General features: G+C 44.4%; 11 protein-coding genes. 8 read left to right on the forward strand and 3 right to left on the reverse strand.

The window, feature by feature from the left end; all coding sequences use genetic code 11:
• Window positions 1-21: 21 nt before the first annotated feature.
• The 5 genes from P0M28_RS00570 (at window position 22) to P0M28_RS00590 (ending at window position 10,540) form a co-directional block, all read left to right on the forward strand.
• Window positions 22-2,457, forward strand: coding sequence for an ABC transporter permease (locus P0M28_RS00570; protein ID WP_302207399.1), 2,436 nt, complete (start codon window positions 22-24; stop codon window positions 2,455-2,457).
• Window positions 2,458-2,599: 142 nt separating this feature from the next.
• A complete protein-coding gene (locus P0M28_RS00575) occupies window positions 2,600-4,978 on the forward strand; it encodes an ABC transporter permease (RefSeq protein ID WP_302207401.1) in 2,379 nt (792 codons plus the stop codon).
• 41 nt (window positions 4,979-5,019) lie between these two features.
• Window positions 5,020-5,376, forward strand: coding sequence for a helix-turn-helix domain-containing protein (locus P0M28_RS00580; RefSeq protein WP_367281890.1), 357 nt, complete (start codon window positions 5,020-5,022; stop codon window positions 5,374-5,376).
• A 204-nt stretch (window positions 5,377-5,580) separates the two neighbouring features.
• Window positions 5,581-8,043, forward strand: coding sequence for an ABC transporter permease (locus tag P0M28_RS00585; RefSeq protein WP_302207402.1), 2,463 nt, complete (start codon window positions 5,581-5,583; stop codon window positions 8,041-8,043).
• 100 nt (window positions 8,044-8,143) lie between these two features.
• Window positions 8,144-10,540, forward strand: coding sequence for an ABC transporter permease (locus P0M28_RS00590; protein ID WP_302207403.1), 2,397 nt, complete (start codon window positions 8,144-8,146; stop codon window positions 10,538-10,540).
• A 56-nt stretch (window positions 10,541-10,596) separates the two neighbouring features.
• Here the strand turns inward: P0M28_RS00590 and P0M28_RS00595 are convergent, their stop codons facing one another.
• The 3 genes from P0M28_RS00595 to P0M28_RS00605 form a co-directional block, all read right to left on the reverse strand.
• Window positions 10,597-11,442: a MotA/TolQ/ExbB proton channel family protein gene (locus tag P0M28_RS00595; RefSeq protein ID WP_302207404.1), complete on the reverse strand. Its 846-nt coding sequence runs from the start codon at window positions 11,440-11,442 to the stop codon at window positions 10,597-10,599.
• An 82-nt stretch (window positions 11,443-11,524) separates the two neighbouring features.
• Entirely contained in the window at window positions 11,525-11,971 is a 447-nt protein-coding gene (locus P0M28_RS00600; RefSeq protein ID WP_302207405.1) for a LuxR family transcriptional regulator, read from the reverse strand.
• Window positions 11,972-12,131: 160 nt separating this feature from the next.
• Window positions 12,132-12,632, reverse strand: coding sequence for an inorganic diphosphatase (locus tag P0M28_RS00605; RefSeq protein ID WP_302207406.1), 501 nt, complete (start codon window positions 12,630-12,632; stop codon window positions 12,132-12,134).
• 136 nt (window positions 12,633-12,768) lie between these two features.
• On the opposite strand from P0M28_RS00605, the gene P0M28_RS00610 reads away from it, so the two are divergent.
• From P0M28_RS00610 to P0M28_RS00620, 3 genes are read left to right on the forward strand one after another with little or no spacing between them, the layout of a single operon-like run.
• Complete coding sequence (locus tag P0M28_RS00610) at window positions 12,769-13,575, forward strand: hypothetical protein (RefSeq protein WP_302207407.1); 807 nt, start codon at window positions 12,769-12,771, stop codon at window positions 13,573-13,575.
• Window positions 13,572-14,624 (forward strand): S41 family peptidase, encoded by a 1,053-nt coding sequence (locus P0M28_RS00615; protein WP_302207408.1) that lies wholly within the window; start codon window positions 13,572-13,574, stop codon window positions 14,622-14,624. The genes P0M28_RS00610 and P0M28_RS00615 overlap by 4 nt, the downstream gene beginning before the upstream one ends.
• Before the next feature lie 39 nt (window positions 14,625-14,663).
• The gene (locus P0M28_RS00620) at window positions 14,664-15,746 is read left to right on the forward strand and encodes an o-succinylbenzoate synthase (protein ID WP_302207409.1); all 1,083 of its coding nucleotides are present in this window, start codon (window positions 14,664-14,666) and stop codon (window positions 15,744-15,746) included.
• Window positions 15,747-15,806: the final 60 nt, after the last annotated feature.

Genomic DNA, 15,806 nt, shown 5'->3' on the forward strand with positions numbered 1-15,806 from the left:
CTTTGCTAACTGATTAAAGTTATGACGAAGAACTACTTCAAAATAGCCTATCGGAATTTGCTTAAGAATAAGCACTTCTCGCTGATTAATATCATCGGGCTTTCCATTAGCTTATGTGCCAGCCTGTTTCTGGGCATTTTCATTCTGTTTGAATTGAGCTACGATAATTTTCATGAGCGAAGTGATGATATTTATCGAGTGGGCGCGGCGATGTACATTGATGGCAAAGAGCAGGCTCGAGTTCCTAAAAATCTACCTCCACTAGCCGCCGCCTTACAAAGCAGCTATCCGGAAGTAGAAAGCTTCGTTCGTTTGGTTCCGCTAGAAGGCTCAGTAGCGATAGCCAATGAAGATAATCAAAGCGTATTTAACGAGAAAAAACTCTTTTTCGTGGATTCTACTTTCTTCGATATCTTTTCCTTTTCGGAGGTATCCGGCGAGCTTTCTACGGCACTACAGCAACCTAACAGCATCGTCCTGACCCGAGCTATGGCTCAGAAATACTTTGGTAATGATGAAGTCATGGGGAAGACATTAGTTCTTAAGGAAGGAAATATGAAAGTTCCGTTGAAAATCACGGGAATATGCGAAGATGTACCTACTAACTCTCATCTCGCCTTCGACTTTCTGGTTTCCATCAATACGCTGATTCCTCTCTGGGGTGAAGAAAGAGTAAACGAGGATTGGGGAAGTTGGACCTTTTATACCTATTTGCTGCTCAAACCCGGTAGCAGTCTCCAGAAGTTAGAAGAACAGCTAGCCTCGTTTACCGAAAAGGAGATCGCCCCGAGGTGGCCCGCCAATTTTGCGATACAGAACGTACTGCAACCTTTGCCAGACATTCATTTGTATTCGGATATGGTGCAGGAAATCAAGCCCAACAGCAGCATTCAGCTTATCTACATTCTGGGAGCAGTAGCCCTGCTTATTTTGCTGATTGCCTGGATCAACTACACCAACCTCACTACCGCGAAAGCCATAGATCGAGCCAGAGAGATAGGTGTTCGTAAAGTTGCCGGGGCCGACCGAAAGCAGCTGGTTCAGCAATTTATCGGCGAGTCGGTATTTCTGAACTTATTAGGTTTGTTACTTGCTTTACTCCTCTTCTATTTACTGAAACCCGCGGTTCATCAACTGATCGGCGTGCCGCTGTATTTATGGCAGGATGAAAGAATCTGGCTATTGATCCTTAGCTTTTTCGTAATAGGTACGTTAGGCTCCGCTTTTTATCCGGCGTTGCTTATATCCTCCTATCCGATAAGTCGGCTTACCCGAGCCAGCTTTACTACCCCAGGGAAAGGAAATCTTCTCAAAAAAGCATTGGTGATATTTCAGTTTACTACTTGCTTGGCACTAATTTCTGCTACCTTTTCTATTGATCGTCAGCTTACCTTTATGCAGAAACAAGACCTAGGTATGGACATCAGCCAGATGCTGATTTTACCCAATCCTGATGTGGTAGATAGTACTTTTGCTCAGAAAGTCACCTTCTTCAAACAAGCACTTTCGAGAAAAGCGGGTATCCTAAATGTAGCCAGCTCGACTCAGGTGCCGGGCAATGCCGAGGATTTAATCAAGGGCGGTTTGCGTCGAGCTGAGAGTCCGTCAGAAGAAGGCGCGAACCACTACAGTTGGCGCATCAGTGCTGAATTTGCTACCACCTACGATTTGCGTTTTTTGGCTGGCAGAAACTTTTCGGAAGCCTACGGCAATGAGCAGCAGCATGTCATCATCAACAGAAAAGCGGCTGACATACTGGGGTTTGTAGATGCAGAAGAGGCTATTGATAAAGAAATCCGCATGAATCAGAGAGACCAGCCTATGACGGTCATTGGAGTAGTAGATAATTTTAATATGCGATCACTCAAAGCCGCTTACGATCCTATGGTTTTCTTTTTGGATAATGAAGGAGATTTTGGCTACTACGCGGTGAAAATACAAGCGAAAGAAACAGATTACGCCGCCATTCTCGCTGAAGTAGAACTGACCTGGAAAGAAGCGTTTCCTGGCAATCCATTTGACTATTTCTTTCTGGATGACTACTTCAACGCGCAATATAGTGCCGAAGAGAGGTTCGGAAATATATTTGGCATCTTTGCTTTACTGACCATTTTTATTGCCTGTTTAGGACTCTTTGGCCTCTCTTCCATCGCAACCATACAGCGAACCAAGGAAATTGGCATTCGGAAGGTACTCGGAGCGTCGGTACAAAGTTTATTGCTACTATTATCTACCGAATATGTTTACCTGCTTTTGATTGCGACTGCTATCGCCATTCCTATTGCTAACTACTTGATCACCGACTGGCTGCAAAGCTTCGCCTACCGCATTGAGGTAGATGCCTGGCTATATCTCGGGCCGGTAATAATAATCTTACTAATTGCTTTGCTTACTATCAGTACTCAAACGCTCCGAGCCGCTTACCAAAACCCCGTAGATAGTTTACGAGATGAATAATTTAGTCAATGAACAATTAGCAATGTACAGTGTGCAATTGATACATATTGGTATCACTAACAGTAGGTTGTTAATTGCTAACTGCGCGGGGTACTCTGCACATTGTTAATTGCTAACTGCTAACTGCTAATTGATAAAAGTTATGATAAAAAATTACTTACTCATCGCCTTCCGACACTTTTGGAAACAAAAGCTGTTTTCTTCCATCAATATCATAGGCTTATCATTGGGCATAGCCTGTAGTCTTCTGGTTTACCTCTGGGTGCAATATCAGCTAGGCTACGATCAATCACAGGCTAAAAAAGATAATACCTTTTTGGTATTAGGTGATTGGAGCTATTCGGATGGTAGCCGTGACATAAGTTTAACTACGCCGGCTAACTTAGCTGAGGAACTAAAGCAGAATATTTCGGGAATTGCTCAAACTACCCGACTAGTAGGCGACTGGTCCTCCGACAATATTCTCCAAGTGGGAGATGCTCTGATTACTCAAACCGGTATTTACGCCGACAGTACCTTCCTAAGTATTTTTACGTATCCGCTTGCACGAGGAAATCCGCAGCAAGCATTAGTAAACTCAACTAGCATTGTTATCAATAGAGCAACCGCGAACGCACTATTTGGCGCAGAAGAGCCACTGGGCAAAACCATTACTGTTCGTGATAAGGAAGGAAACCGGGAATATGTAGTTAGCGGAGTTTTGGCCGACCAACCGCTGAACAACTCGCTATCGTTCGATTTCATACTGCCTTATCCTGATCTTGAAAACCGCCACGAGTGGCTTAAGAAATGGGGAAGTAGCTCAGTAGTTACTGCGGTAGAACTGGAAGATCCAACACAGTTTGCCGAAATTAATCGACAGATACGCCCGATGATTACTCGTTATAAGGAAGATCTAAATTTCGAACTAAGGCTATTTTCCTACGCTGATCTTCACCTGCGCTCCCCCTTTCGGACTGGTGAGATTGGGTTATTTTCATTGGGTAGTATCACCTACGTCTACTTATTTTCAGCTATTGCCCTTTTAGTGCTGACGATCGCTTGTATCAATTTTGTCAACCTAGCTACTGCCCAAGCCAGTCAGCGAGCTACAGAAGTAGGGGTTCGTAAAGCAGTAGGAGGTTCTCGGCAGGTACTGACCGGACAATTTCTTTACGAATCGCTTCTAACCGTCACATTTGCCACTGGATTAGCCCTACTCTTAGTTGAGCTAGGCTTCATTATATTTGATTCACTTCTTCCCGAAGGATTATCCGTCCCCTACCATGAAGCTTGGTTTATCGTTTCGCTGTTGAGCGTGATTGCAGGTACTACGCTCTTGGCAGGTAGCTATCCAGCATTGATTTTATCCTCTCTCAATCCGGTGAAGGCATTAAAAGGGGGAACGATTTCAGGTACCAGAGGAAGTAAGTTACGTCCTGTATTGGTCACATCTCAGTTTGTACTGTCTACCATATTACTGACGGGGACGTTGGCGATCTATCTTCAGATCCAATACGTTCAGGAAAAAAACTTAGGATTAGATCGCAGTAATGTGATTGGCTTTTCTACTAATCCTACGATTAATCAACACTTTAGTACCTTCAAACAGTCTTTACTTCAACACCCGGCTTTTGTATCGGTGACCCGCGGAGGAGAGAATCCACTCAACATGCAAAGCGAATCGAGCGATCCCTATTGGCTAGGTAAAACCGAAGACGATAACCGCGCTTTTAATCTGGCCATGATCGATTACGATTTTTTTAGAACGTTGGATGTATCGTTGGTAGCTGGACGTAGTTTTTCCCCCGAATTTAGCCAAGATACCATTAATTATATCATCAATGAAGAAGCAGCCCGACAAATGGGGTTAGAAAATCCCGTAGGTTCTGAGTTACACTTTTGGCGGGGCAAAGGACAAATTGTTGGAGTGGTTAAAGACTTTCACTACCACTCACTACACCAGCCTATTGGCTCGATCATATTTATGTTATGGCCCGGCAACGCCGAAGAGGCTTATATTCGGATTGCCCCTGGTCAAACCTCCGAGGCCGTAGATGCTCTACAGCAAGTATATGCTCAATATCAGCCTGATGTTCCACTAGATTATCATTTCTTGGATGAAAGCTTTGATCAGATGTACCGCTACGAACAACGCATTGGGTCTATTGTCAATGTATTTGCAGTGTTAGCGATTATCATTTCTGCCCTCGGCTTGTTAGGAATGGCTACCTATACCGCTCAGCGTCGTCAGAAAGAAATTGGTGTCCGAAAAGTACTAGGGGCATCAGTGAGTCAATTGCTTCTATTACTTTCGAGTCAATATCTGAAACTAGTCGTGATAGCTTTAGCCATTGCTATTCCAGTAGCTAATTTCTTATTAGCAGAGTGGCTAAACAGTTTTGCTTATCATATTGATCGACAATGGTGGCTATTTGCCCTACCAGCGGGACTCTTGTTTGCAGTCATCCTACTTTCGGTAGGCGGACAAACCTTAAAGGCGGCTCAGCAAAACCCGGTAGATAGCTTGAAGGATGAATGAAGAAAATTGTTTACTATAAGTAAACTTACTGTCTTTCGTAAGTGTTTAATATTATTACCAGCCGAACAATCAACGAATACTGCGACGAATACCCAGAAGCAGCTCAAATCTTTGATGCCCAATTAGATACTCCCGAAGGTGATGAACTTGCCTTGTTATTACTAGTAATTAAGGACTACGAGCAAAGATATCATCCGGTGCCCTCCCCCGATCCTATTGAAGCAATTAAGCTTACCATGCAGGAAAAAGGATTAATTGCCCAAGACTTAGTACCTCTGCTAGGAAGTAAGAGTTACGTATCTCAGGTGCTTAACCGAAAAAAGCCACTTACCGCCGATATGATGCGCTCACTACACCAACATTTAGGAATCCCGGCCGAGGTACTGCTAGCAGGCTAGGAGTATAGCAGTCATAAACCATGCGTTTGCTTCTTGTTCAGTTGTTCCCTGCACCCTAGCGGTCGTTCACTGCAAAACGCTAGTATTTTCAACACTCAACGGATAGCTTTCGGTACGAATAATTACGTGAGGAGCTGGAGAGCCAGAGGCGTGGAGTACACCACATCACAGGTATCCTACTCTATGCCCCACCCCAAACCACATATGCTAAAAACCCACTTCAAAACCGCCGTTCGTCATTTGGCAAAAAACAGAGTGTACACGCTCATCAACGTCTTAGGACTAGCACTCGGCATGACGGCAGCTTTGTTCATTCTTCAGCATGTTTATTTTGAACTGAGCTACGACACTTTTCACAAACAAGCTGAAGATATCTACCGTGTTCCCTTTGACTGGCACGCTACGGATGAAAATGGAGTGCATACGGAAGTTTACGCTTCTAATGTCCCTGGCTTCGGTCCTACAGCACAAGCGGAGATTCCCGAAGTAGTGGCGACCACTCGCTTGTTTCATGTGCTTACGTCCGTTAGCTCAAATGTACTTTCGTACGAACCGGTAAACGGCGAACGTATTAGCTTTCATGAAGAGAATGGCTTTTACGCGGACTCTACCTTCTTTGATGTTTTCACTTTTCCGCTGCGCTACGGTAATGTTGAAACTGCTCTAACCAAACCCCAGAGTATTTTACTCACTACCAGTTTAGCCGAAAAGTACTTTGGTCAAAGTTGGGAGCGAGATACACCGATTGGGGAAATAATTGAAATTAATGGAATGCAGCAGGGGCGATTTACTGTCACAGGTATTCTGAAAGATGTTCCCACTAACTCCCACATTCAATTTGACTTTTTACTCTCCTACTCCTCTTTTCGTAGCGATGCCGGGGTGAACCGAAGCTGGGCCTGGAGCCAATGCTACACCTATCTGCGACTAACCCCTCAGGCTAACCCCTCGGTGGTAGAAGAAAAGATTCGAGATATTATTAACAATCACTACGATTGGGAGAAAAAGCCTATCATGTTTTTGCAACACCTCACTTCTATTCACTTAGATTCCGATCTGCTGTTTGAAGCGGGGGTGAATGGCTCCCGTACTTCAGTTTACTTCTTATCTGTGATTGGAGTGTTTATTCTGATTATCGGCTGGATCAACTACCTGAATCAGACCATTGCCAAGTCTTTTGACCGAGCGGAAGAAGTGGGAGTAAAAAAAGCAATCGGGGCATTAAAGCGGCATATTCTCGGTCAGTTTATGATTGAGTCCGCCATCATCAACACTATTTCAGTTCTGTTGGCGATACTACTCGTAGCTATTTTACAGTCTAGCTTGATTAGCTATCTGGGGTGGAATCTATCCGCAATAGAAATGAAGGGACTCTTTGCTTCTGATGTATTTATTTGGTTCATACTACTTTTTCTGATTGGAAGTCTACTATCCGCTTTGTATCCGGCTCGAGTCATGATTAAAACTCCTACCATCGGGCTAAAGGTAACGAAGAAGGTTTTTTCTAAAGGCGGTTCACTCTCCCGCCAAGGATTGGTCGTTTTTCAGTTCATCGCTTCACTCATCCTAATTTTTGGTAGCTTAATTGTATATCGCCAGCTAGTATTTATGCAGCAGCATGATTTGGGAATGGATATCAATCAGGTGATGGTACTGAAGACCTCTCCTCAATCTGACAGCACCTACCAATTGAGCTTACAGTACTTCAAAGATCAGGTGAAGGCTTTGGCCAACGTAGAAGAGGTTAGTGCTACCAACTTCGTACCCGGTAAAGAGATTGCTCACAACCGAGGGTTGAGCCGTACCGACGGCGGTACCAAACGAGGTAGTAACTTCTATATGGTTCGTACCGATGAAGACTTTCTGGAAACGCTACAGCTAAACTTAGTCGCCGGACGAAACTTCAGCCCGGGTTATACCGCCAGTTCAGTTGAAAGAGTAGTTGTCAATGAAGCAACAATTGATATGTTGGGTTATGATAGTCTAGAGGCGGCTCTCAATCAGCGAGTAACCGTGTTGGGTGAAAGAAACACTACCTTAGAAATAATCGGTATTGTTAAAAACTATAACCAACAGTTACTGCAAAAGTCTCCCGAATCTATCGTGCTACGATACGCGCCATCGGCGGCAGGCTACGTAGCGTTGCGGTTTCAACCAATAGGCAATGTACAGCAAACTGTAGAGCAGGTACAAGCCACCTGGAGACAAGCTTTTCCCGATCAGCCCTTCGATCATTTTTTCCTGAATGAATTCTTCAATCAACAGTATGTATCCTACCAACAGTTTAACAAAGTATTTGGACTGTTTACCGCGCTGGCCATCTTTATTGCTGGTCTGGGGCTATTTGGATTAGCTACCTACACGGTTGTGCGTCGTACTAAAGAAATTGGTATTCGGAAAGTGCTCGGGGCTTCAGTCAGTAGTATTTTAGTGCTCCTTTCGCAAGAATATATTAAGCTTACATTAATTGCTTTTGTCATCGCAATGCCACTTGCTAACTACCTATTTTCCGAATGGCTCAACGGATTTGCTTATCGCATTGGCATTCCCTGGTGGCTATTTGTTGGAACGGGACTCGCGATGCTAATCATCGCCCTCCTAGCAACCAGCACCCAAACTGTGAAAGCCGCCCGACAAAACCCAGTAGATAGTTTACGAGATGAATAATTCACTCAATGAACAATTAACAATGTACAATTGATACATATCAATATCTCTGCCTGTAAATTGTTAATTGCTAACTGCACATTGTTAACTGATTAAGGTTATGATAAAAAACATTTTTCTTACTGCCTACCGTAACTGCTGGAAGCAGAAAACGCTTACTGCGATTCAAGTTGCTGGACTATCAATAGGCTTGCTGTGTAGTGTGCTAATTTTCCTGTTTGTTTATCAGCACTATAGCACTGATACCTTTTATTTTGAGGCTGACCGTATCTACCGGGTAGTATTGGATATACACATTCAAGATGGCAGTATTGAATACGAACCCGGTACCAGTCTCCCATTGCATCAAGCACTGAAAGAGGAATACGCCGCTGTTGAGCAGACGGGATTCTGTATGCAATTCTTTCGCGATCCCCAGTTTGCTGTTCCTACCAAAAGTAGTGAGCCTAACCGATTTATAGCAACCGAAGGGGTAGCCTACGTCAATGCACCATTTTTGTCGATGTTTAACTATCAATTCATTGAAGGAAATCCAGAAACTGCCCTTGCTGAACCTAACCAAATCGTAATCACCCAGCAGCAAGCCCAAAAATATTTTCCTGATGAGAACGCTTTAGGAAAAACCATTCGTATCAATGACCGAACCAATCTAGTTGTAGCCGGAGTAGTTGAAAATCGCCCAGTAAATACGGATATTGATTTTAACGTGCTGATTTCATTGCCAACTCTCAAGGTCATGAGCCCAGGCTATCAGACGGAGAACTTCACCTGGATTGGTGGTAAAAAATGGACTTTCGTAAAACTAACTGATCCAGATAAAGCTCAGTTGGTTGATGAGGATTTGTCCAACTTTGTCAGCAAGTATTTGGGTGACAATTTTGCCCACTGGCACTTTCACCTTCAGTCGCTCAGCAATATGCACTTCGATACCCGTTATGACGGCACTATTCGTAAACCATTACTGCATTTACTAAGTGCGGTGGCTATTATCATCGTGTTAATCGCCTGTATCAACTTTGTAAACCTTTCCACCGCCTTGGCTATTTCCCGATCAAAAGAGATAGGAGCCAGAAAAGCGTTGGGCAGCTCTCGGTGGCAAATCTTCTGGCAGTTTATTGTCGAAACTTCATTAGTCGTCGGCTTCGCTCTGATACTCGTGGTGCTTGGTACGTTAGTAGGGCTTCCTCAACTCAATAGCTGGATTCAATCTCAATTGGATCTGCAACTGCTGGCAAACCCTTCGGTAATAATTAGCTTACTGCTTTTTGTTGTACTGATTGTTTTCTTAGCGGGTAGTTATCCGGCGTTAGTGATGTCAGGCTTTCATCCGATACGAGCTTTAAACAATCAGATAAGCACCAAAGAGGTCGGTGGATACCGACTACGCCAGTTGCTGAGCTTTTTGCAGTTCACCATTGCCCAAGCGTTTATCATCGGTGCAGTAGTTGTTCTCTATCAGCTTAACTACTTTCAAAAACAAGACCTGGGTTTCCGGCAGAAGGCGGTCATTACTACGAAGGTTCCTCGGAGTGATTATTCCCGACTATCTTCCTTTAGAAATCAGCTTAAACAGCATCCTGATATTCAAAATGTCAGCTTTCATCAATCCCCACCGATCACTAGTACTAATGAAGGAGGCTACGTGCGATTCAACCATAGCGATAGTTTTGAGCCTTTCTTGGTGCGCGACCGCTGGGGCGATGAAGAATATTTAGAAACCTACGATTTGCAATTACTCGCCGGGCGTAATATCGTTCTGCGCGATTCGGCTACCGAGTTTTTGGTGAACGAAAAATTTGTTGCTACCCTGGGTATCTCTTCGGATGACGTTCTGGGCAAGCATCTCTACGCCGATAATGCCCAAACCGAAGGTACGATTGTGGGTGTGGTAAAAGATTTTCATCATCAGTCGTTACAAAACCCAATTGAGCCACTGGTTATTTACCCCTACCCCAGAATATTCACTCAGGCAGGTATTCAGGTGCAATCCGAAAATATCTCACAAACGCTACAACAGATACAAACCACCTGGGAAGCCACTTTTCCTGACCAAGTTTTTACTTACCAGTTTTTAGAAGATAGTATCCAGCAACTCTACGAGAAGGAGCAGCGTATCGCCAAACTTATTCGGTTATTTACCATTGTATCTATCCTGATTTGTAGTTTGGGCATGATCGGTTTAGCCATGTATACCGCTCAGCAACGAACGAAAGAAATTGGAATTCGCAAGACTCTGGGAGCCTCAGCTATGAGTATTTTATTGCTACTCAGTAAAAGCTTTGTCCAATTACTGCTATTAAGCTTTGTCATTGCGGTGGCAACTGCCAATTATGTCTTGCAAGACTGGTTAGCTGATTTTGCGTATCGGGTCAATCTTGAATGGTGGATGTTTGCTGCTTCGGGCTTACTCATGCTCTCTATTGCAATACTTTCGGTCGGCAGTCAAACCTTGAAAGCTGCCCGACAAAATCCAATTGATAGCCTGCGGGATGAATAATGATGATTACAATAGCACTCTCATTATTCACTAATTACTGTTCATGCGTCATCGAGCTAAGGAGCTTCTGTGCCTTCGTTCTTAAGATCTACCAATATATCTACAAAAGCGATGGAAGCCCGCTCCATATCATTCACCAGGCTGTCAATCTTGGCCACGCAGTAGTTATAAAATAACTGGAGGATAATCGCTACGATGAGTCCCGCCACGGTGGTTAGCAGAGCCGTCTTAATCCCACTAGCTACCAAAGTAGGCGAAATATCTCCCGCCGCTTCAATAGCGTCAAAGGCGTTAATCATGCCAATGACCGTTCCCATAAAACCTAGCATGGGTGCAATAGAGATAAACAGGGAAATCCAAACCAAGCCTTTCTCCAACTTACCCATTTCTACCGAACCATAGGAGACAATAGCTTTTTCTACCACCTCAATCCCATCCTCCCACTTTTCCAAGCTTTGCCGAAAAATCATCGCTACCGAGCTTCTTTGCTGTTGCAGTCGGTGTAGTGCTTGGTTGACTCCACCACTTTGTAAATCACCCCGCAGATTCGTAAGCGTTTGCTCTACATTTGACGTAGCTAGGTTGAGGTGAACAATACGCTCTATGGCAATCAGCAACCCCAGAATTAGACACAGTAGTACGGGGGTCATAAACCTCCAGTCGCCATTAATAAACTGCTCACGAATGACTTGATGCAGATTGGGCACCGCTTCTCCCTCGGAGGAGGTTTCCTTGGTTTCATTCCCATCTTTGGGTGTAACGGTTTCAGAGTTAAGTGTATCCTGTATCCTACTTACTTCTCGCTGACTAGAATCATTCTGAGCGAAGATGATTTGAACGGTTCCAATGAAAAAGAGAAAAATGAGGCCGAATAGGTGAAGTTTTTTTGTTGATAGGTGCATGATCTTTTTTCCAGTAAAGAACCAGGGTTAAACCCTATACTGGCAAATCAGAGCGATAGACAACGAATCAACACTGCGCTTTTTAGGCTATTTTGTTTAGATAAACGATCAGATCAGTCTCTTTAGGAAGGTTTAGTTTTTTACGAAGGCGATAGCGGGCCGTGTTAACGCTGTCGGGCGTGATATTGAGTTGCTCGGCAATTTCTTTAGACGAATAATTCTGATGCAACAGCGCGCAAATCTTCAAATCGTGAGCAGTCAAATAAGGGAACACACTGAGCAATTGATTCTCAAAGCTCTCGCTTTCGCCTACCACCCATGATTTTTGAGCGTGAAGCTTCCCCTGAATAGACTGAACGTAATTAGCCCGATTGTTCATTCGCTTTAAAACCGCCCGATTGCGGTAAATACTTATGACAAAAGGAACCACAATGAAAGTCATCCCAATTCCTGCCTGTAAAAAAAGAACCAGATTAACGTAGGTACGGTGTTTGGCCTCGGAAATGACTAATTCTGTATCAGAATTCATAATCAGCTCATTTAGGTTAGTTGGTGATATAGCTACCCGGGCAGTTTGATAAAAATACAGTACGATGCAAAATCCAATAACTGCTATTAGCAGCAAGGGCTTAGAGGAGATTTTTGAGGAAAAAGTATTTTGGTACGTTATCATCCCACTTCAATCGGTGCTAATTCTCTTCCTGATAACGCTGTTTTGATTCATGGTATACCGCAATAGCTGCTTCTCGGTCTTCCCAGCCGTCAATCCCTACTTTCTTTTTTTCCAAGTCTTTGTACACCTGAAAGAAGTGCTCAATTTCTCTTTTCAGATGCGGATTAATCTCATCCAGCGTATTGACCTTGTTCCAAATTGGGTCGCTCACCGGAACGCAGAGCACCTTGGCATCCGGCCCCTTTTCATCCCGCATTCGGAATAGGCCAATCGGTTTTACCTCAATCAAACAACCCGGAAACGTGGGTTCGGTGACTAACACTAGCGCATCCAGGGCATCACCGTCGCCCGCTAGGGTTTCAGGGATAAAGCCGTAGTCGCTAGGGTAAAACATGGATGAGAAGATCATCCGGTCGTAGCGGATCATCTTTTTTTCAGGATCATATTCGTATTTATTCCGACTTCCTTTCGGAATCTCTACAATCACATCAAAAGTAAAATTTTCAGTAGCTTCCATAAAGAGAAAAGTTATGGTGAAATGGTAAGCCAAAGCTACGAATAAAAACAAAAAATATAGTGGACTCGCTGCTTGCTTTTACCTAAAATAATTTAGTATTTACAGATGAACAGTTTGTATCTACCTACTATTTTTTATGATGAATATAGTACTACTCCTTGCTATTCTTTTATGCACCACCAGTGTGCATCTTTTTGCTCAAGAAGTTACCCCGTCGCCACCGCGCCATCAGTTTGAAATAGGCATAACCCAGGCATCCGGCTACTGGAAGGATATAGCTTATTCGCCATTAAACTACCGAGTTCAGCGTACATCTTACCAGATTAGCTACTGGCGGGAGAACCAACCCGAAACAGCCATCTTCCGGGCGGCTGCGTTTTTTGGAACCGGGCAAGTATCCCCCTCCCGTTCAGAGCTCAGCCTCTTCACTTCGGACTACACCGCTGGCAATATTGCCTTCGACTACCTAAAGCGGGTTCCCGAAAAAGTTGAACGCCTTCGTGTATTTGTAGGCCCCCAGTATCAGCTTTACGTAGGCTATTTTGACTTTCAGGGACAGGATAGTTTTTCGTTTATTGCTTCTCACACCCTAAATGCCGCAGCCCTACTCCAGTACTCCCTCGGCAACCGCCATACCATTGGTTTAGATGCTTCACTAGCACTGGCGGGGTGGCTGGTTCGCCCTCCTTACGCGGGCTATAACACCCGTCTACTAAATAATTTTGAGGAGCACCCAGTGCGACTCGTCTTTGATGGCGGCCGGTTTTCTTCACTGCACAACTACTACTTCACGCGTTGGAAAATAGATTATCAGTTTGCGCTTATTTCTAGGGTCAGCGTAGCCCTGAATTATACCTTTAACTACCAGCGGGTATCCGATCAATATCATCCTTTCACCCAAGCAACCAATCAGATTGGGGGCGGTTTAATCTTTACACTATGACCACCAAAAGCTATTGCACCTTATTCGTTATTGGGCTATTGTTTGTCTCCTGCGAAGAAGCATTCTTAGGCTCCGATGTAGCCAACAACCCCGAACAAAACTTTGAACTACTGTGGGATGACTTAGATCAGCACTATAGCTTATTTACGGTACGTAACCTTAATTGGGACAGCATCTACCAGGTATATCGACCTCAGGTCACTGCCCAAACTACCAATAAAGAGCTGTTCAGGATTATGGCTGATATGATAGAATACTTAGATGACTCTCATACCTGGATAAGAACGACTGATTGGAGCCTCTATCATAGTTCGGGGTACACAGAGAATGCAAAAGCCCACGGAGAATTTAGCGAACTACTGGTAAGGGATTTCTATTTGGAATACGCGACCTACCCTGACAGTAACCAAGCATTGTACTACGGAAAAATTATGGATAAAGACATCGGCTATATCTATCTGGCCGATATGAAGCGGGGAGCTAATGGCGCAGTGATTGATGCGATACTGGAAAATATTGGTCATTATCAGGCTATTATTTTTGATATCAGAAACAATGGTGGGGGTAGTACTACTTTACCCCAGCGAATAGCTGGTGCTTTTGCCGATGAGCGCCGCTTAGTGTTCACGCACCAAACCCGTAATGGCCCCGGACACGATGACTTTGAAGAAGCGGCTCAGCTTTATGCCGAACCGCTGGGTAGCCAAAATTATAGTAAGCCAGTGATAGTGCTGGCCAATCGGGCAACCATTAGTGCCAGTGAACAATTTGTTTTATATATGCGAGCCAGCCCCAACGTCACTTTATTGGGAGATACCACAGCAGGAGACTTTGGCTACCGCAGCAATTATCGCTTTTTGCCGAACGGCTGGATATACGCCTACTCCATTGGGCGGGTACTCCTTCCGGATGGTTCTAGCCTGGATGGAGTCGGGCACATCCCGGACATATACGCGAGAAATACACCAGAAGGTGTTTATCACGAATACAAAGATGGAGTACTAGAAACAGCCATTGAGCACCTTTCCCAAGAATATGGTATAGAATAGGCACAAACAATTGGCTACCATTAGCTTGTTTTCTATTTTATGCCACTTTCAACCAGTTTCACTAAGCACACGCTACAGTTTACCTTCCGAGCGGGCACTTCCCGAGGAACGCTCACTGAACACAACACCTATTTTCTGCTGCTGGCAAGCGGCGATACTGTCGGCATCGGGGAATGTGCTCCGCTGAAAGGGCTAAGCCCCGACTACCGCCCGGATTTGGAAAAAAAAATTCAGGATGTTTTAAGTAAGATAGAGGGCTCACCTTTACCAGAAGATGAAGAAGCGATTAGCAGTTTTATTGATAAGCACATTCCTCCCAACTTTCCCGCCCTTCGGTTTGGACTAGAAACCGCTCTACGCGATCTGCTCTACGGCGGTCAGCATAAAATCTTCCCTTCGGTCTTTCAAAACAATAGCTTCTACCCTATCCCGATCAATGGCTTGGTTTGGATGGGCGATCGAGAATTTATGAAGCAGCAGATTGATGAAAAACTGGCGCAGGGGTTCAACTGTATAAAACTAAAAATCGGAGCAATTGACTTTGCGACCGAACTGTCGTTGCTGGCTTATATTCGAGAGCACTATTCTGCCGAAGAAATAACGATTCGGGTAGATGCCAACGGAGCTTTTTCACCGGAGGAAGCCCCAGCAAAGCTTCAGCAGTTAGCTGAGTACGACTTACATTCTATTGAGCAACCTATCGCTTCTGGTCAGATTGAAGAAATGCGGCAGCTTTGTAAAGTCACCCCGTTGCCCATTGCCCTAGACGAAGAACTCATCGGGGTTTATGATCTTACTTCAAAAACTGAACTGCTCGACCAGATTCAGCCTCAGTACATTATTCTAAAACCTACCTTGCTGGGCGGACTAGCAGCTACCGCGCAGTGGATTCAACTCGCCGAAGCGCGAAGCATTGACTGGTGGATGACTTCTGCCTTGGAATCTAATATTGGATTAAATGCCATCGCCCAATTTGCCGCCTATAGACAAGTAACTATGCCTCAAGGGTTGGGCACTGGAAAACTCTACCATAATAACATCTCATCCCCACTTCACATCCAGCAGGGTAACCTGCATTACCTTCCCGATCAGCCCTGGGATTTATCCCCTATCATTTTGTAAGTTTTTGGTTTTAGGCGCCAGATACCTATCCTAATTTTTACCTTTTTTTGGTGGTTGGCA

The organism is Tunicatimonas pelagia, from assembly GCF_030506325.1.
GTDB classification, from domain to species: Bacteria; Bacteroidota; Bacteroidia; order Cytophagales; family Cyclobacteriaceae; genus Tunicatimonas; species Tunicatimonas pelagia.

Coding starts and splice junctions, on each gene's coding strand:
- P0M28_RS00575 (WP_302207401.1), top strand. CDS start 2,600: ATGATAAAAAATTACTTACTCATCGCCTTCCGACACTTTTGGAAACAA.
- P0M28_RS00620 (WP_302207409.1), top strand. CDS start 14,664: ATGCCACTTTCAACCAGTTTCACTAAGCACACGCTACAGTTTACCTTC.
- P0M28_RS00585 (WP_302207402.1), top strand. CDS start 5,581: ATGCTAAAAACCCACTTCAAAACCGCCGTTCGTCATTTGGCAAAAAAC.
- P0M28_RS00600 (WP_302207405.1), bottom strand. CDS start 11,971: ATGAATTCTGATACAGAATTAGTCATTTCCGAGGCCAAACACCGTACC.
- P0M28_RS00570 (WP_302207399.1), top strand. CDS start 22: ATGACGAAGAACTACTTCAAAATAGCCTATCGGAATTTGCTTAAGAAT.
- P0M28_RS00610 (WP_302207407.1), top strand. CDS start 12,769: ATGATGAATATAGTACTACTCCTTGCTATTCTTTTATGCACCACCAGT.
- P0M28_RS00605 (WP_302207406.1), bottom strand. CDS start 12,632: ATGGAAGCTACTGAAAATTTTACTTTTGATGTGATTGTAGAGATTCCG.
- P0M28_RS00595 (WP_302207404.1), bottom strand. CDS start 11,442: ATGCACCTATCAACAAAAAAACTTCACCTATTCGGCCTCATTTTTCTC.
- P0M28_RS00590 (WP_302207403.1), top strand. CDS start 8,144: ATGATAAAAAACATTTTTCTTACTGCCTACCGTAACTGCTGGAAGCAG.
- P0M28_RS00615 (WP_302207408.1), top strand. CDS start 13,572: ATGACCACCAAAAGCTATTGCACCTTATTCGTTATTGGGCTATTGTTT.